This window comes from Thermodesulfovibrio sp. Kuro-1 (genome assembly GCF_006538445.1).
Lineage (GTDB): Bacteria > Nitrospirota > Thermodesulfovibrionia > Thermodesulfovibrionales > Thermodesulfovibrionaceae > Thermodesulfovibrio > Thermodesulfovibrio yellowstonii.
This window is the reverse complement of the sequence record NZ_BJKS01000004.1, coordinates 17,501-34,166: the sequence shown is the minus strand read 5'-3', so window position 1 is coordinate 34,166 and position 16,666 is coordinate 17,501. Positions and strand designations below refer to the sequence as shown.

18 protein-coding genes (1 of these 18 only partly in view) are annotated in these 16,666 nt (G+C 32.6%); 7 read left to right on the top strand and 11 right to left on the bottom strand.

Annotated elements, in window-relative coordinates; all coding sequences use genetic code 11:
- Window positions 1-13 precede the first annotated feature (13 nt).
- The 3 genes from FLY87_RS06040 to dapA are packed head-to-tail and all read right to left on the bottom strand — an operon-like array spanning window position 14 to window position 3,956.
- A complete protein-coding gene (locus FLY87_RS06040; RefSeq protein WP_012545210.1) occupies window positions 14-1,369 on the bottom strand; it encodes a TldD/PmbA family protein in 1,356 nt (451 codons plus the stop codon).
- Between the two features lie 35 nt (window positions 1,370-1,404).
- On the bottom strand, window positions 1,405-3,048 hold the full coding sequence (recN, locus tag FLY87_RS06035; protein WP_012546310.1) for a DNA repair protein RecN: 1,644 nt from the start codon (window positions 3,046-3,048) through the stop codon (window positions 1,405-1,407).
- Between the two features lie 32 nt (window positions 3,049-3,080).
- Window positions 3,081-3,956 (bottom strand): 4-hydroxy-tetrahydrodipicolinate synthase, encoded by an 876-nt coding sequence (gene dapA, locus FLY87_RS06030; protein WP_012545135.1) that lies wholly within the window; start codon window positions 3,954-3,956, stop codon window positions 3,081-3,083.
- 86 nt (window positions 3,957-4,042) lie between these two features.
- On the opposite strand from dapA, the gene FLY87_RS06025 reads away from it, so the two are divergent.
- Window positions 4,043-4,552 carry a nitroreductase family protein gene (locus tag FLY87_RS06025; protein WP_012545794.1) on the top strand — a complete coding sequence of 170 codons (510 nt, stop codon included), beginning with the start codon at window positions 4,043-4,045 and terminating at the stop codon, window positions 4,550-4,552.
- A gap of 59 nt (window positions 4,553-4,611) precedes the next feature.
- Here FLY87_RS06025 and FLY87_RS06020 read toward each other — a convergent pair whose 3' ends face one another.
- Window positions 4,612-4,914, bottom strand: coding sequence for a hypothetical protein (locus tag FLY87_RS06020; protein ID WP_028842567.1), 303 nt, complete (start codon window positions 4,912-4,914; stop codon window positions 4,612-4,614).
- 201 nt (window positions 4,915-5,115) lie between these two features.
- Between FLY87_RS06020 and FLY87_RS06015 the strand changes: the two genes are divergently transcribed.
- The 4 genes from FLY87_RS06015 to FLY87_RS06000 are packed head-to-tail and all read left to right on the top strand — an operon-like array spanning window position 5,116 to window position 9,786.
- Window positions 5,116-6,270 (top strand): alanine--glyoxylate aminotransferase family protein, encoded by a 1,155-nt coding sequence (locus FLY87_RS06015; protein WP_028842568.1) that lies wholly within the window; start codon window positions 5,116-5,118, stop codon window positions 6,268-6,270.
- A complete protein-coding gene (gene serA / locus FLY87_RS06010) occupies window positions 6,267-7,856 on the top strand; it encodes a phosphoglycerate dehydrogenase (RefSeq protein WP_012546680.1) in 1,590 nt (529 codons plus the stop codon). The genes FLY87_RS06015 and serA overlap by 4 nt, the downstream gene beginning before the upstream one ends.
- Window positions 7,857-7,880: 24 nt before the next feature.
- Entirely contained in the window at window positions 7,881-9,158 is a 1,278-nt protein-coding gene (locus FLY87_RS06005; RefSeq protein WP_028842569.1) for an adenylosuccinate synthase, read from the top strand.
- Window positions 9,127-9,786, top strand: coding sequence for a ComF family protein (locus FLY87_RS06000; protein WP_051345856.1), 660 nt, complete (start codon window positions 9,127-9,129; stop codon window positions 9,784-9,786). The genes FLY87_RS06005 and FLY87_RS06000 overlap by 32 nt, the downstream gene beginning before the upstream one ends.
- Here FLY87_RS06000 and FLY87_RS05995 read toward each other — a convergent pair.
- The 7 genes from FLY87_RS05995 to waaF form a co-directional block, all read right to left on the bottom strand.
- Window positions 9,783-10,697, bottom strand: a complete 915-nt coding sequence (locus FLY87_RS05995; protein ID WP_012546038.1) for a sulfite exporter TauE/SafE family protein — start codon at window positions 10,695-10,697, stop codon at window positions 9,783-9,785. The genes FLY87_RS06000 and FLY87_RS05995 overlap by 4 nt on opposite strands.
- 62 nt (window positions 10,698-10,759) lie before the next feature.
- The gene (locus FLY87_RS05990; protein ID WP_012545531.1) at window positions 10,760-11,008 is read right to left on the bottom strand and encodes a thioredoxin family protein; all 249 of its coding nucleotides are present in this window, start codon (window positions 11,006-11,008) and stop codon (window positions 10,760-10,762) included.
- Window positions 11,009-11,043: 35 nt separating this feature from the next.
- A complete protein-coding gene (locus FLY87_RS05985; protein WP_028842570.1) occupies window positions 11,044-12,837 on the bottom strand; it encodes a thioredoxin domain-containing protein in 1,794 nt (597 codons plus the stop codon).
- Window positions 12,830-13,483 carry a phosphoribosylanthranilate isomerase gene (locus tag FLY87_RS05980; RefSeq protein WP_012545776.1) on the bottom strand — a complete coding sequence of 218 codons (654 nt, stop codon included), beginning with the start codon at window positions 13,481-13,483 and terminating at the stop codon, window positions 12,830-12,832. The genes FLY87_RS05985 and FLY87_RS05980 overlap by 8 nt, the downstream gene beginning before the upstream one ends.
- Entirely contained in the window at window positions 13,483-13,917 is a 435-nt protein-coding gene (locus FLY87_RS05975) for a PPC domain-containing DNA-binding protein (protein ID WP_012545112.1), read from the bottom strand. The genes FLY87_RS05980 and FLY87_RS05975 overlap by 1 nt, the downstream gene beginning before the upstream one ends.
- A 12-nt stretch (window positions 13,918-13,929) precedes the next feature.
- Entirely contained in the window at window positions 13,930-14,928 is a 999-nt protein-coding gene (gene waaC / locus FLY87_RS05970; RefSeq protein WP_012546021.1) for a lipopolysaccharide heptosyltransferase I, read from the bottom strand.
- The gene (gene waaF / locus FLY87_RS05965; RefSeq protein WP_012544960.1) at window positions 14,921-16,360 is read right to left on the bottom strand and encodes a lipopolysaccharide heptosyltransferase II; all 1,440 of its coding nucleotides are present in this window, start codon (window positions 16,358-16,360) and stop codon (window positions 14,921-14,923) included. The genes waaC and waaF overlap by 8 nt, the downstream gene beginning before the upstream one ends.
- 52 nt (window positions 16,361-16,412) lie before the next feature.
- On the opposite strand from waaF, the gene FLY87_RS05960 reads away from it, so the two are divergent.
- Together FLY87_RS05960 and FLY87_RS05955 are read left to right on the top strand one after the other, a co-directional pair.
- Window positions 16,413-16,652: a hypothetical protein gene (locus tag FLY87_RS05960; protein ID WP_012546403.1), complete on the top strand. Its 240-nt coding sequence runs from the start codon at window positions 16,413-16,415 to the stop codon at window positions 16,650-16,652.
- A protein-coding gene (locus FLY87_RS05955) for an ABC transporter ATP-binding protein (protein ID WP_012544920.1) crosses the window boundary here: on the top strand, window positions 16,653-16,666 show its 5' portion. 919 nt of this gene lie beyond the right edge of the window; only the first 14 of its 933 coding nucleotides appear in the window; it begins with the start codon at window positions 16,653-16,655; the stop codon falls past the right edge of the window.

Below are 16,666 nucleotides of genomic sequence, written 5' to 3'. Positions count from 1 at the left end.
AAGAAAACATTTGTTATGCTTGTCCTCCAACAACAATCTCAGGAATTCTTATTGTTGGCATGCCATCAGTGACAGGAACTCCTTGAGCATTTTTTCCACATGTCCCGATTGAAAATCCTAAGTCGCTTCCTACCATATCAATATTCTTTAAAATTTCTTGTCCTGTGCCAATTAATAATGCTCCCCTTATAGGTTCTCCAATTAACCCTTTTTCAATTAAATATCCTTCCTGAACTTCAAAAACAAATTCTCCTGTTACGGTATTTACCTGACCCCCGCCCATTTTTTTAACAAAAAGTCCTTTATCAACTGAACGGACTATTTCCTCAGGAGAATGATTCCCTGGTGCAATAAATGTATTACTCATTCTTGGAATTGGATAATGTTCATATGATTGTCTTCTACCATTTCCTGTAGAGGCTTTCCCTTCTTTCATTGATGTATATTTATCATAAAGATAGTTAACCAGAACTCCATTTTCAACTAAAATAGTTCTTTGAGATGGAGTTCCTTCATCATCAAAAATATATGAGCCTCTCATATTAGGAAGAGTAGGATCATCTATAACTGTTATAAATTCCGAGGCAACCTTATCACCAAGTTTTCCGCTATATACAGAAATTCCCTCTTGAACAAGGTCTGCTTCCAGACCATGCCCGACTGCTTCATGTATCATTGTTCCTCCAGCCTCTGAAGATATTACAACAGGCATGCGTCCACCTTTAATTCTCTTTGCTTTTAACATCATAATAGCTCGTTTAGTAGCTTTAATTGCAATTTCTTCAGGTGATATTTCTTCAAAAAGTTCTATTCCTTTTAATCCTCCAACTGCTTCATAACCTGTCTGAATAGTTTCATTTTCTGATGCAATGGCATGTACCAGGAATAGTGTATAAATCCTCTCTTCTTCAGCAAAATATCCTTCAGAGTTTGCAACTTTTATTTTTTGTATCATGTCAGAGTAGAAAACTTTTACCTGTGTTATTTTTTTGTTCTGTATCCATGATGTATCATTTGCTTTTTTAACAAATTTAATTTTTTCTAAAATGTTGACATCCTGCGGATTCCTTTTTATGAAAAATTGATTTGGAGAAGAAAATTTTTTTAAATTGATACAACTTCCTGCATGTTTGTAATTTTTCAAGGATGATATTAATTCAGCAATCCCATTTTTTGTAATATCATTTGTATATGCATAAAATATTTTTTCACCTATAATTAATCTAACTCCCAAACCTTTATCAATAATAGCAGAGCATTTCTGAATTTTATTTTCTTCCATCTGAAGCTGATTTGTAGTTTTTTCTTCAAAAAATATATCTACATAATCACCCTTCAAGTTATTTAGTATGTCATTAAAAAACTCCATTTAATCTCCTACATATAAATTTTATAGAAAAAATTTTATTTACTCTCAAGGAGTTCCTCTGCATGAAAAATTGAGCTTTCTGTAATACGTCCACTTAACATTCTGGCAATTTCTTCTTTTCTTTTTATGCCCGTAAGCACATCTATCTTTACCAATGTTTTATTATCAAGAATAACTTTTTCTACTTTTAAATGGTGCTGAGCTTGAGCAGCTATCTGAGGAAGATGAGTTACACAAATTACTTGATGATGATTTGAAAGTTCTTTAAGTCTTCTACCAATATTTTCTGCAACTGTTCCACCAATTCCTGCATCAATTTCATCAAATATAAGGGTCATTGATTTTAGAGAATTTTTTGCCAGTTTAAGTTCAACGCATTTAAGGGCAAGCATAAGCCTTGAAAGTTCACCTCCAGAGGCAATTTTAATTAAAGGTTTTGGGGGTTCGCCAGGATTTGAAGAAAAATAAAATTCTACATCATCTTTTCCATTTAGAGATAGTTCTTTTTCACTAATTTTTATTTCAAATAATGGATGTAAAAAGCCGAGAAATTTAAGCTCATTAATGATTTCTTCTTCAATTTTATTTTTGACAGATTTTCTTTTAGCAGAAAGTTTATTTGCTTGTGAAATCATTTCATCTAAAAGTTTTTCTAATTTATTTTCCTTTGTTTTTAAGTCTTCTTCAGAAACTGAGATAATATTTAACTCCTTTTCAGCTTCTTTCGCATATTCTATGATTTCTTTAATCGTTGAACCATATTTTATTTTGAGTTTGTTGATCAGTGTAAGTCTTTCTTCAATGTTCTCTAATGTTGCAGGGTCTGGCTCATAAGTTTCTTTAAGTTTTCTTAACATATAGACTGCTTCTTCGCTTTGTGTCAGAGCTGATTCAATCAAACTTTTTACTTCCTCTGCTTTTGAATCAAATTTTGATAACTCCTTAAGAAGATTTAAAATTTTTGATAGATTAGTATGCACTGAATTTCTATCTTCGTAAAGAAGGCTAAAGCTTGATTCTGCGAGTTCTTTAAGTTTTAGAACATTTTTAAGAATCTGTCTTTGTTCTATAAGTTCTTCTTCCTCTCCTTCTTTTAACTTTGCATTTTTTATTTCTGCAACCTGAAACTGCAAAAGTTCTATTCTTTGCTTTTTTAATGCAATCTCTTTACTTATTTTTTCCAATTCCTGTTTGAGTGATTGAACATCCATGTAAAGTTGATTAAATCTTTCCACTTCTTGTTTTAACTTAGCAATAGTATCAAAGAATAGTATGTGATTTTCTTTTTTTAAAAGATGAGTATGCTCATGTTGTCCATGAATGTTTATCAGTCTGGAAGCAATTTTTACAAATTCATTAACTGTAAAAGCAGAATCATTTATGTATGTTTTTGTTTTGCCCTGAATGCTGAGAATCTTTTTTAAAATTAAGGCTTCATCTTCAAATACCGATTCTTTTTCATTTGTATCATAAATAATAACTTCAATATTTGCCTCATTTTTACCATGTTTAATAAAATCAACTGCAGGAACTTTTTCCTTTAGTAAAATACCAATGGCATCTACAATAATTGACTTTCCTGCTCCTGTTTCACCAGTAATGACATTAAAACCTTTACTTAACGGAACTACAAGACTATCAATTATTGCAAAATTTTTGATTCTCAGTTCTTCAATCATCAAAATTATAGTTATTCAACTTTGTTTAAAAATTATTTAATTAAACCAGCGCTACGCAGAACCTCTGCAAGTTTTTCTTTATTTGTCTGAGACATTTCACAGAGAGGAAGTCTAAATTCTTCTTTTATTTTACCCATCATTGCGAGAGCTGTTTTAACTGGAATAGGATTTGTCTCAATGAACATAGCTTTATTTAATGGTTCAAGTTTGTAATGAAGCTTTCTTGCATGTTCAATGTCTCCTTTTTCCCATGCATTAAAGAGTTCTGCCATGTCCTTAGGGCAGATATTTGCTGTAACAGAAATAGCACCTTTGCCACCAAGTGCAAGAAGTGTGAGATTTGTAAAATCATCTCCGCTAAGAACTGTAATTTTATCACCACATAGTCTTATAAGTTCACTTACCTGTTTCATATCTCCTGTAGCTTCTTTTATTCCGACAATTCTTGGATGTTCAGCAAGTCGTGCTACTGTTTGAGGCAGTATATTGACTGAAGTTCTTCCAGGAACATTGTAAAGAATAAGTGGAATTCCTGTTTTATCAGCGATTTCTTTGTAATGACGATAGAGCCCTTCCTGAGTTGGCTTATTATAGTAAGGTGTTACAAGTAAAGCAGCATCTGCACCAAGTTTTTCTGCTTTTTTTGTAATCATTATTGCTTCATCAGTTGAGTTTGAACCTGTGCCTGCAATAACAGGAATTCGTTTGTTAACAACTTTTACAGTAATTTCAATAACCTTATAATGTTCTTCATAGTCAAGAGTAGAAGCCTCACCTGTTGTACCACAAGGAACAATTCCATGAGTTCCTTCTTTAATATGCCATTCTATGAGTTTTTCAAAGGCTTTCTCATCAATTTTTCCTTTTTTAAAGGGAGTCACAATTGCTACCATTGAACCTTTAAACATTTTGCTCCTCCTTGAAAGTTTTTATGAAATTATAACATAAGTTTTTAAATATTCATAAAATATGTGAAGAAATGATATAATTTTTTATGCAAGATATTTTTGAAATAATAAAAACTCGTAGAAGCATCAGAAAATATAAAAAAGAAATTCCTCCAGAGGATTTAATTAAAAAATGCATTGAAGCAGCACTTTATGCTCCTTCAGCAAAAAATTCACAACCGTGGTATTTTATGCTTATTAAAGATAGAGAAAAAATTAAAGAACTTGCAAAAGCTCAACCATTTACAAAGTTTCTTGAAGCTGCTCCTTATGTAGTTGTAGCGATTGCAGACGATAAAAAGAGTAATCATTGGCTTGAGGATATGGGATGTGCATTAATGGCATTTTTACTTGAAGCTCATTCATTAGGATTAGGAGCCTGTTGGGGTGCGATTTATAATCCAGAAAATAGAGATAGAGAAAACTATGTGAGAAGTCTAATTGATATTCCAGAGAATCTTAGAGTTGTTGCCTGCATTGGCATAGGTTATCCTGATGAAACTCCTTATCCAAAGAAAATTAAAAGCATTGATGAAGCAATAATAAAAGTAATTTAAAAAGAAGCTAAATAATTTTCCCTGTCTGAAAAAGTTCTGTTTATTAAAAAATATTTCTTTTATGTGCTGGAAAAGTGATGTCCCTTTTCTGAATGACCACCTGAAATAATGTATATAACTTCTGAGTCGCCAATATTTTCAATAAAGCAGGATTCTTCTTCTACAATATGAAATGAATCTCCTGCTTCAAGAATTTTATCATTAAATTTTACTCTACCACTTAGTATCAGAACTATTTCTTCATGTCCTTTCCCTGGTTTAATAAGTCTTGGTTTGTCTTCAGATTTTAAGACTCCATAGATCATATAACATGCATGCGAACCTGTATTTTCTACTCCAATAATATACTCTCCAGATGTCAAATTCCTTATGGAATTTTTGGTGTTTAAGATTTTCATGTTGTAAATTTTAAGCTTTTTTGAAATCTATTTTCAAGCATAATATTTTTAAAAATATTATATTTTTCTCGTAGCGAATTACATGAAGTTTTTTCAGTATTTTAAAAAGCCTGACTTATGGTAATATATTTTATTACCAAACTATTTACATAAAAGGAGGCGAAAATGATTTTGAAAAGATATTTACTTGCACCCGGACCCACACCAGTTCCACCAGAAGTTCTTCTCAGTATGGCAATGCCAGTTATTCACCATCGTAGCCCTGATTTTTTACCTATTCTTGATTCAGCTAAAAGAGGGCTACAGTGGATTTATCAAACAAAAAATGATGTTTTAATTCTCTGTTCCACCGGTACAGGTGCAATGGTTGCTGCTGTAAATAACTTTTTTTCTCCTGGCGAAAAGGTTCTTGTAATAAATGGTGGTAAATTTGGCGAAAGATGGGTTAAGATTGCTCAGGCTTATGGATTAGAAGTTATAGAAATACCTGTAGAATGGGGATACTCTGTTGATGTTAATAAGGTTGAAGAGGAATTAAAAAAACATTCTGATATTAAGGGTGTTTTGATTCAGGCAAGCGAAACTTCCACAGGAGTTTATCATGATATTGAATCTGTTGGAAAAATAGTCAAAAATTATGAGGACACACTCTTTATAGTAGACTCTATATCTGCTCTCGTTGCCCATGATATAAAAACTGATGAGTGGGCAATTGATGTAATGGTAAGTGGTTCACAGAAAGGATTTATGTTACCTCCGGGGCTTGCTTTTATAAGTGTAAGTGACAAGGCATGGAAAAGAAATGAGAAATCAAAAACTCCAAGATTTTATTTCAATCTAAAAAAAGAAAGAGAAAATCTTGCTAAAAATCAAACAAACTTTACATCAGCTGTATCTCTAATTATTGGTCTTAATGAAGCATTAAAACTTATGCAGAAAGAAGGACTTGAAAACATATTCCGTAGACATTCTATTTTGGCTCATGCAACAAGAGAAGCTGTAAAAGAAATTGGATTAAAACTATTTCCAAAAGGAGTTCCAAGCAATGCTGTTACTGCTATAGAAGCACCACAAGGAATTGATGGACAGGTTATATATAAAACTTTAAGGGAAAAACATGGTATTACAGCAGCTGGAGGACAGGATAAACTTAAAGGTAAAGTTTTTCGTTTTGCTCATCTTGGATATGCTGATAAATTTGATGTAATTGTGGGTATTTCAGCTCTTGAAATGACATTAAACGAACTCGGATATCCTGTTACTTTTGGTAAAGGAGTTGCAAAGGCAGAAGAAATTTTCTCTAAGGAGGATAAAAAGTGAAAGTTCTTGTTAGCGACAGCATTTCTTCTAAAGGAGTGGAAATTTTAAAAAAAGCAGGCTTTGAAGTTGATGTCAAAACAGGACTTAAACCAGAAGAGCTAAAATCCATCATAGGTGAATATGATGCTTTAATTATTAGGAGTGCAACAAAAGTAACAGCTGAAATCATAGATGCTGCAGATAAACTTAAAGTCATTGGTAGAGCTGGGACAGGTGTTGATAATGTAGATAAAATTGCTGCCACTAAAAAAGGAATTGTTGTAATGAACACTCCAGGTGGAAATACTATTACAACTGCTGAACATGCTATTGCGATGCTCTTTTCTCTTGCACGAAGAATTCCTCAGGCTACAGCATCTATGAAATCAGGCAAATGGGAAAAGAAAAAATTTATGGGAGTTGAACTTTATAATAAAACCATAGGAATCATCGGACTCGGAAGAATAGGTTCTGAAGTTGCAAAAAGAACTCAGTGCATGGGAATGAATGTTTTAGCTTATGACCCTTTTCTAAGTGATGAAAGAGCAGAAGAGCTTGGAATAACAAAAACAGACCTTGACAAGATATTTGCTGAAGCTGATTTTATAACAATTCATACTCCATTAACTTCTGAAACAAAATATTTGATAAACAAAAATACAATTGAAAAGATGAAAAAAGGAGTTTATATAATTAACTGTGCACGTGGCGGAATAGTTAATGAAAAAGACCTTTATGACGCAATTCAGTCAGGAAAAGTAGCCGGTGCAGCCCTTGATGTTTTTGAAAAAGAACCACCTGAAGAAGGCTATGCACTTATTACAGACGAGAGGGTAATATGTACGCCTCATCTTGGTGCTTCTACATTAGAAGCTCAGGAAAATGTTGCTGTTGCCATCGCAGAACAAGTTGTAGACTATTTAATCAATGGAACTATTAGAAACGCTGTAAACTTCCCATCAATTCCTTTTGATCAGGTACCGCTTATTCGCCCTTATCTTGTACTTCTTGAAAGAATGGGAAGCTTTGTATCGCAGATATTCACTAAGAGCATAAAGCAAGTTCAAATTGAATATCTTGGTGAAATTTCAAATCTTAATACTCAAGCCTTAACTGCTGCAGCATTAAAGGGGATTTTAGATCCAATACTTGGGGAACCTGTCAACTATGTTAATGCTTCATTCATTGCAAAAGAAAGAGGTATAGAAGTTAGAGAGATAAAAGGTAAAGAAGCTGGGGATTACCAGAGCCTTGTTAGAATAACATTGATATCTAAGGATGATAGGGCGGTTATAGCTGGGACACTTCTAAGCAGAAAAGATCCACGAATAGTTCAGATTAATGATATTTCTATGGAAATTATACCTGAGGGGAATATGATTTTCTTAAGAAATCATGATCGCCCAGGTGTCATTGGCAATATAGGAACACTTCTTGGACAGAATAATATCAATATTGGACATATGCATTTTGGGAGAAAGGAAGCAGGTGGTATAGCTTTTTCTGTTATAAGCGTTGATGCTACACTTACAGATGATATTATTGAAAAAATTAAACAACTTCCTAATGTTCTGGAAGTAAGACCAGTTTATATTTCTGTTCATTAAATCAGTTAAAAGGAGAGGCTAATTATGTCCACAGTTGTTATTATAGGAGCGCAATGGGGAGATGAAGGAAAAGGTAAAATAGTTGATTTTTTAACAGAAAAATGTGATTATGTAGTGAGATTTCAAGGAGGTTGTAACGCAGGTCACACTGTTGTAGTAGGAGAGGAAAAGTATATACTTCACCTTATCCCTTCAGGAATTTTGCATAAGAATAAAAAATGCATTATAGGTAATGGAGTAGTCTTAGACCCTTCGGGTTTATTAAAGGAAATTGAGACACTTACACAAAAGGGTGTAGAAATAGACAACAATCTTTATATTGCAAAACACTGCCATCTTATAATGCCTTATCATATTGCCATAGAAGAGCAGTCTGAAAAAAAGAAAAAAATAGGGACAACTAAAAAGGGTATAGGTCCGTGTTACACAGATAAAATTGCGAGAAACGGAGTTAGAATGATTGATCTGCTTTATCCTGATGTTCTCAAAAATAAAATTAGAGCAAATCTTGAAATAATCAATTTTTTACTCAAAAATTTATATAATGCAGAAACATTAGATGAGACTGAGATACTTACTCAGTATTTAAATTATGCTGAGAAACTTAAAAAATATATTGCTGATGCTGATATTTTAATAAATAAGGCTATAGACAGTGGTAAAAAAGTTCTTTTTGAGGGTGCTCAGGGTACGCTTCTTGATATTGATCATGGAACATATCCTTATGTTACTTCTTCAAATACTATAGCTGGTGGTGCCTGCACAGGAGCAGGTGTAAGTCCAAGAAAAATTGATAATATAATAGGTATTGTAAAAGCTTATACTACAAGAGTTGGAGAAGGACCTTTTCCTACAGAGATAAAAGACTCCCTCGGCGAAGAAATTAGAAAAAGAGGCGGAGAATACGGGGCGACTACAGGAAGACCTCGTAGATGTGGATGGCTTGATCTTGTTGGGCTTAGACATGCTGTTAGAGTTAATGGTTTTACAGGGCTTGCAATAACAAAACTTGACATTCTTGATGGCATAGAAAAATTAAAAGTTTGTGTTGGATATAAATATGGAAACTCAATCTTAGAGGATTTTCCTAAGGAAATTCAGATTCTTGAAGACTGCATGCCTGTATATGAAGAATTTCAGGGCTGGAAGGAAAGCACTGCAGGAATAAAGAATTATGAAAAACTTCCAGATAATGCAAAAAAATATCTTAAATTTATTGAAGATTCCTTAAAAGTTAAAATACAAATAATATCAACAGGTCAAAAGAGAGATGAAATTATCATTAAGGAGTCTCCTTTATGATTTAGTTTTTCATGAAAAATGTCCTGTTTGTAATGGAGATTCACATTTTAAATATTCCCCTTTTTGTGAGTTCTGCTGGAATAAAATAGAAGCTTTCAGCTCACACAGGATTGTTAGAGGAAAGTTTTATAATGATTTCTGGAACTATATAGTTTCATTAAATTCATTTGGAGCATATGAAGGATTACTTAAAGAAGCTATACACTGTTTTAAATACGGTGGAATCAAAAGAGTTGGCAGAGAACTTGGTAAATTACTTGCTTCAATTACACCACCAAAAATTGACCTCTTAATTCCTGTTCCACTACATATAAATAAGCTTCGTAAAAGAGAGTTTAATCAATCAGCGATTCTTGCAAAACAGTGTGCAGATGCATGGAAAATTCCTTTATCACTTACGTTGCTTATTAAAGTTAAAGAGACAAAGGATCAGGCTTCACTGGAAGCAAGAGATAGACACAGTAATGTAAAAAATGCTTATAAGGTAACAGGCTTGATGAAAGGAATAAAAGTAGGGCTTGTGGATGATGTTGTAACAACTGGAGCAACTTTAATGGAATGTGCAAAAACATTAAAAAAAGCAGGAATAAAAGAAGTTCATGCCATAACACTGGCAAGAGCAATTTAATAAAAGAATTGAATTATATATCTTAAGGCAACATAAACTATTAAAATACTTAAAATAAGCTTTATATATTTTTGTGGAACATGTTTTTGTACTCTTGCACCTAAATATATTCCAAAGGCACCACCCAATCCAAAAAGTAAGCCAAGTAACCAATCAGGACTTGTCTGCATTCCCTCAGGCGAAGGCAGTATTGCGTAATAAAGAACCCCGAAAACAGAAGCTGTAGCTGTCCCCATAAGACATGCTCCTGCTATGCTGTGAACAGGAAGTTTAAAAAATGTTACTAAAAATGGCGACATAATTGCGCCACCGCCTATACCATAAGCACCACCTATAACTCCTATCACAAAAGCAAGAAGGAATACCCAAATTGTGCTAAATGAAAATCTCTCACCCCAGAATTCATACACAGTTTTTTTCAATGAAAAAGATATTGTTTTAACAGTAGCTTCTTTTGTAAGTTTCTGGTCAAACTTTTTCTGTGCAGTTGCTTTTTTCTTTTTCAAAACATCAAAGAAAAGCCTTACTCCAATATAAAGTAATACAAGTCCAACAAAAAATTTGAAAGATTTTGGATCTGGAAGAATTTTTATTCTTATATAATAGCCAATGATTATGCCTGGGACTGTTCCGATCATAATAACCCATGCAAGTGGCCAAGGGATTCGTTTTTCCTTATGATATCTATAAACACCTGAAGGAATAGCAACTACATTAAAGATAAAGTTTGTTCCACTTACTCCTGGAGATGTATAGTTAAGGGCGCTCACCTGAAATGGTAAAAGTAAAAAAGCACCCGATACACCACCCATTGATGTAAAAAAAGAAACAATAAAAGCTACAAGTGGAGGTATAAGGATATTTGTTGTAACTCCAGAAATAGGGAATGTATATGTAAGAAAATCAAACATTGACCCATTTTATCTGATTTTCCAACCAATTGCAAATTAAAATTTTTTATTTATAGATAAAATTATTTTGAACTAAGTTCTTCAATTAAAATGTTTCTTATTTTGTCTTCTGATGGAAGAGGAAAGCCTGAATGTTTAAGCTTTCCATTAATAAGAATTCCAGGAGTAACCTGCGTGTATTTGAAGATCTCTTTCATATCTTTTATATGGCTTATCTCAGCCTGAATTCCAAGTTGAGACACGACTTTTTTAACTGTTTCTTCAACCTTGTAACAATTAGCACAGCCAGGACCAAGAATTTTTATATCCATAAAAACCTCCCATAAAAATTTTTTTATTTAAAATATCATAATCTCAGAAATTTTGACAAGTCCTCAGGAGTTTTTATTGGATCAAACATTTTGGTTCCGACAGAAGGGATTATGTATTCACCTTCTATTGTTCTATGGGCAATAACTGTAAATGGTGTTATTTGGTGAATTGCTGCTTTGCCGATTGAAGAATCTATTGATGTATATAAATTTAAAGTAAGTAAATCAAAATAACTGAGTAAAGCCTTTACATAGTAAGGAGAAAGGTAGGCTGAAGACAGATTGGAGAAGGCTTTTAATGCGACAGATGAAAGATTTATAAATCTTTCACTTCCTGTTATCGCATAAAGCTTTAATAAATTGATTATCATTATTGAATTTGAGGAAGGATAGGGAGTATCATGAATATTTTTCTGTTTTATTGAAAGAATTGCCTCTGGAGACTCATAAAAACCACCGTTTTCTCCATCCCAGAGATTTTCCAAAGCTAAATCCATTAAATTAACTGCTTTATCAATATATTTTTGTTCTCCTGAAACTTCATAAGCAGAAATCAATGCTGAAATTATGTAAGCATAATCATCTATCAAAGCAGGGCTATTTTCTTTAGTTCTATAGAAATTTTCACCAGCAAATAAATATGAAAGAGTTTTATCAATAGCCATAATAGCTTTATTTAATAAGTCTTTATCTTTTATTACTCTCCATGCTTTAATAAATGCTTCTGCACATATGCCATTTACATAAGAATAAAGGGTTTTATCTATTTCAGGGTATGATTTTTGCTTTCTTTTTAATAAAAATTTATCTCTTAATTGCTTAATTAATTCTCTGTCTCTACCAATCAGAATAAATCTTCCATCTACCATTGATTTTCCGTCTACAAGAGCTATGGTCATAGGAGAAATTTCTTGAAGTTCATTCTCTTCCCATGTATAGTAAAAACTATCGGCAAATTGACTCGGACAAAAGAAACCTTCTTCTGAAAAGAGATTTTTTCTTATATAATCAATGGTTTCAATTGCTATCTCTCTATAGAATGGATCCTTCAATATAATATAGGCATCAAGAAAATTGATAATATGCCATGCATTATCTACAGCAAGTTTTTCAAAATGAGGAATCATCCATGCGTTATCTATACAATATCTGTGAAATCCGCCTTCAATATTATCGTAAAGTCCTCCATATATCATTCCTTTTAGCGTTTTTTCTATTGCATTCAAAACCCAAGGTTTTGGTCTTATCCAGTATTTCCATAAAAGAAGGTCAATATGAGCAAAAGGAGGAAACTTTGGTGTTTTTTTAAAACCTCCATATTCAAAATCTATTTCTTTTACGATGTCCTCTTCAGGATTTTGCAGTAACTCTTCCCTAATCTCTGAAGGGACGACTTCAACTGGTTTTATTGCATCAATGATTACTTGAGATCGAGATAAAACTTTTTCATAGTTAGTTTTATAAAGTTCAATAGCTTTATCTATCATTGTCTTAAAATAATCCTTTCCCTCATTCATTTTATAAGTAATTCCGGCAAAAGGTTTTCCCTCTGTATTCAAAAAAAGATTTAATGGCCAACCACTTCCTTGTCCAATAATATAGGAAGCCTTCTGATAAATTGAATCTATATCTGGTCTTTCATCTCGGTTAACCAAAATTGGAATAAAATTTTCATTAATAATTTCACCTATTTCAGGATCATCAAAAAAATCTTCTTTTATTTTTTTGCAGTAACTACTCCACTTTGCAAAAATATGTAAAAAAATTGGTTTGTTTTCAAGTTCTGCTTTTTGGAAAGATTCTTTGTTGTAAGGTAACCATTTAATCATCGTGTTCTCCTTTAATTTTTTTTAATTTTGCCTTTTCAATAAATTTTTTTACAAGTTCAGGGTCTTTTTTCCCTTTATAAAGTTCAACTCCGCTACTGACATCAACAGCATATGGAAATACTTTTTTTATAGCTTCATCTATGTTGAATACATTTAATCCACCTGAAAGAATAATCGTGCCGTATTCTTTTGCTTTTAAAGCCACATCCCAGTTAAATGTTTTTCCTGTTCCACCATATTCATTTTCACTGAAACTGTCAAGTAAAAAAGCTGAAACTTTATACTTGGGTAAAATATCTTTTAAAGATTTACCATTTGGAAGATATCCTCTGTTGTCAACCCTGAAAGCTTTTATAACTTTCCTGAAATTCAAACAAAATTCTGATGTTTCATCTCCATGTAACTGCACTGTATCAATACCAGTGATTGCCATTATTTCTTTAATATTTTCTACTGTTTCGTTTACAAATACTCCAACTAAATTCACAAATGGTGGGAGAGCTTTGATTATTTCTTTTGCCTTTTGAGGGTCTATATATCTCTGACTTTTTTTATAAAAAATAAAACCTAATGCATCAGCCCCGCATTCAGTAGCCCATAAAGCATCATCAATATTTGTAATACCACAAATCTTGACTCTTATCATTAAACTTTCATTAATATCATCTTTGATTTATCATCAATTTCTCGAGTTACTTTAACATCAGTAATTTCCATTATTATTGATTCAAGAACAAGAAATACTTCTGGGTTTTCCCTTAAACATCCCATTTTAACAGAATCTTCTCTACCATAAACACCGTGTAGATGCACCTTTGGTTCATCATTATGCCAGAAAATTGTTCCAGTTCCTAATATTTCATTGTTTCCCTTTATTTCTCGCCATATTGGACGAGGTGGAAGACTGTCATCTTCTGGTCCAACAACGAATTTTCCTTCTTTAAGTCCGCCTATTAGCCAGAAAACTGCAGAATGAATATTTTCTTTTTTCGCAAGCTCTGTAAGCTCAATCAAAGGATCTTCTCCATCTTCAAATTTTGCTACAAATATTCTACCAGTTTTTCCAGTTTGATATTTCATTTTATTGCCCTCCTAAATAATTTTAAAATTTTTTATCTTATCATATACCATTTCAGGAGAAATATCTCTCATGCATTTCTGCTCATGACAGAATTTTCTAAAACAGGGACTACAGGATAAATTTGATTTTATTACAAGGTGTCCATTGCCGAACGGACCTGTTCTTGCAGGATCAGTAGGTCCAAATATAGCAACAACTTTTTTACCACACGCTACAGCAAGATGCATTGTTCCTGTATCAGGAGTTATAACAAAAAGAGATTTTTTAAAAACTTCAATTAATTCTATGAGAGTTGTTTTTCCCGCTACTGAAATAGCTTTGCCTTTTGCGTACTCTTCAATTTTAAGGGCATCAGCTTTGTCAGACTTTGAACCTACAACTAAGAAATTGTAGGGCAACATTTTTATAAGTTCAACAAAGTATGGTATAGTCCAGTTTTTTGACTGCCATCTTGCCGACGGAATTATTACAACAAAATCTTTAAAATCTCTGAGCCATGAGGGTTCCTCTGGGTCTGGTAGAGGAAATTTTATTGAATTAATTTTACATCCCAGTTCCTTAGCTATCTCAAGATATCTTAAAATTGCATGTTTATCAATTGGAACAGAAAATTTTTTATTGTAAAAAAATGAGCTAAATTCTCTTGCCTCTTTAAATCCGACTTTAATAGGTGCTTTGCTTAGCCATGTAATAATTCCACTTCTTAATAGTCCTTGAAGGTCAACAACTAAGTCATATTTCTCATTTTTTAATTCTTTACCTATATTACAAAATTCTTTTATAGTCTCGGGAAAATGTTTAATTGATTTCCATTTGTTTTTATCAATTACAAAAACTTTCTCTATCATCGGATGTTTGTTCAAAAGCTTCTCAAATTCTTTAGCAACAATCCAGTGAATTTGAATATAAGGAAAATTCTCTTTTAATACATTCAAAAAAGGAAGTGATAGAACAATATCACCAAGAGAACTCGGTTTGACAATAAGAATTTTCTCATTGCCCTTAAGCATTTATATCCCTTTTTATAATTTCCACAACTTCTTTTAAATTTTTAGCATCTTTGCTAATTAAAATACCTTTTGCACCAATCATTTGGGCTAATTGCATGTCTATATCTTTGTCTCCAACCACATAAGAATTCCTAAAATCAATACCATATTTGTAGCGAGCTATCAAAGGCATTCCAGGGTTTGGTTTTCTGCAGAAACATCTTTCATCAGGATGATGGGGGCAATAAAAGAAGTCATCAAATCCGTATTTATCAATAAAAAATTGATTGACTTCCTTTACAAAATCTTCCCTTATAATTCCTCTTGCAATCCCAGACTGATTAGAAATTCCAATGAGGAGAAATCCAAGATTTTTTAACTCTTTCAATGTTTCAATAAAGGGAAAAACTTCAAAATCTTCCCATTTACTTAAATAGTTCGCATCTTTACAGAGAGTACCGTCTCTATCAAAAAAAACAGCTTTTTTTGAAGGAATAATTTCATTTAAAGCACTCCATACATCTTCAACCTCAATTGATTTCATGCATTTTATATCAGGACATCTATTTTTAAAACATGGACTACATTCTACCTGAGCCCTTATTACCTTGCCTGCAAATTTTGGAGGTCCTGTAAGTTCTGGAGAAGTTGACCCAAAAATTGCAACTAAGGGTACTCCTAAAGCATAACCAAGATGCATGATGCCTGAATCATTACATAATAAGATATCGCATTCTGCAAGAAGACAAATTAATTCTCTTAAAGAAGTTTTGCCAATAAAATTATAAATACCGGAATCTTTGATTTCTAAATCTTCTCCTTGGCTCCCAAAAAGTACAACTGAACCATATTCCCCAATAAATTTTTTAGATACTTCAATAAATTTTTCAGCTTCCCATTTTTTTGTATCTCCATACTTTGCTCCGGGAGAGAGTGCAAGGATAGGTCTTTTAAGGTTTTTTAGTTCTTTTCTTGCAGATAATCGTTCCTTTAAAGAAGGATTTATCCATGGATAGTCAGGTAACAGGGAAGGATTAAATCTTTTTGGAATTTCAAAAAAATAGTCAATATGATGAATTTTTCTATCTTCACCATGATATGGCACAGGATGAGTCAGAAAAATTCTTCTACAGTCTCTATTCCATCCAACTCTTTCAGGAATTCCTGCAACAGTTGTTATTAAAGCAGCATCCAAAGCATTCTGAAGCAGATAAGCTCTTTTAAATTTTTTATTTTTTAATTCTTTAATTGTTTTTATTTTTCCTGTAAATCCTTCACTATAAATAATCACTTCATCAATAGTATTCTCCCATCTAAATAAATCGGCAATTTTTTCTTTAATAAGAATGGAAATATTTGATGTTGGATGAAGTTTTCTGATAGCCCTTACTGCAGGCAGGCTCATCACAGCATCGCCAAGCCAGTTAACACCACGAATAAGAATATTTTCCATTACTGTATTTTAAGTCTATTTGCCTCTGTGTTGCAAATGGTATAATTAAAAAATGCGTATACGGACTTATTTAAAAATAGGTGATAGAGTAAGACATTTAAACTATGCTTATTGGGGCATAGGAGAGGTTATTGAAGAGAAGAATTCACATCTACCAGGAGGTCTATGTCTTGTAAGAATTCTTTTTGAGGATGGTATAGAAAGATCTTTTATTAATAATCTTGACCATGAAATGTGCTGTTATTATATGGGTATCAGGCTCATTGAGGAATTCAGTATATGGGAGATCTAATTGGCAGTTTTAAA

Coding starts and splice junctions, on each gene's coding strand:
- FLY87_RS06040 (WP_012545210.1), bottom strand. CDS start 1,369: ATGGAGTTTTTTAATGACATACTAAATAACTTGAAGGGTGATTATGTA.
- recN (WP_012546310.1), bottom strand. CDS start 3,048: ATGATTGAAGAACTGAGAATCAAAAATTTTGCAATAATTGATAGTCTT.
- dapA (WP_012545135.1), bottom strand. CDS start 3,956: ATGTTTAAAGGTTCAATGGTAGCAATTGTGACTCCCTTTAAAAAAGGA.
- FLY87_RS06025 (WP_012545794.1), top strand. CDS start 4,043: ATGCAAGATATTTTTGAAATAATAAAAACTCGTAGAAGCATCAGAAAA.
- FLY87_RS06015 (WP_028842568.1), top strand. CDS start 5,116: ATGATTTTGAAAAGATATTTACTTGCACCCGGACCCACACCAGTTCCA.
- FLY87_RS06005 (WP_028842569.1), top strand. CDS start 7,881: ATGTCCACAGTTGTTATTATAGGAGCGCAATGGGGAGATGAAGGAAAA.
- FLY87_RS06000 (WP_051345856.1), top strand. CDS start 9,127: ATGAAATTATCATTAAGGAGTCTCCTTTATGATTTAGTTTTTCATGAA.
- FLY87_RS05995 (WP_012546038.1), bottom strand. CDS start 10,697: ATGTTTGATTTTCTTACATATACATTCCCTATTTCTGGAGTTACAACA.
- FLY87_RS05990 (WP_012545531.1), bottom strand. CDS start 11,008: ATGGATATAAAAATTCTTGGTCCTGGCTGTGCTAATTGTTACAAGGTT.
- FLY87_RS05985 (WP_028842570.1), bottom strand. CDS start 12,837: ATGATTAAATGGTTACCTTACAACAAAGAATCTTTCCAAAAAGCAGAA.
- FLY87_RS05980 (WP_012545776.1), bottom strand. CDS start 13,483: ATGATAAGAGTCAAGATTTGTGGTATTACAAATATTGATGATGCTTTA.
- FLY87_RS05975 (WP_012545112.1), bottom strand. CDS start 13,917: ATGAAATATCAAACTGGAAAAACTGGTAGAATATTTGTAGCAAAATTT.
- waaC (WP_012546021.1), bottom strand. CDS start 14,928: ATGCTTAAGGGCAATGAGAAAATTCTTATTGTCAAACCGAGTTCTCTT.
- waaF (WP_012544960.1), bottom strand. CDS start 16,360: ATGGAAAATATTCTTATTCGTGGTGTTAACTGGCTTGGCGATGCTGTG.
- FLY87_RS05960 (WP_012546403.1), top strand. CDS start 16,413: ATGCGTATACGGACTTATTTAAAAATAGGTGATAGAGTAAGACATTTA.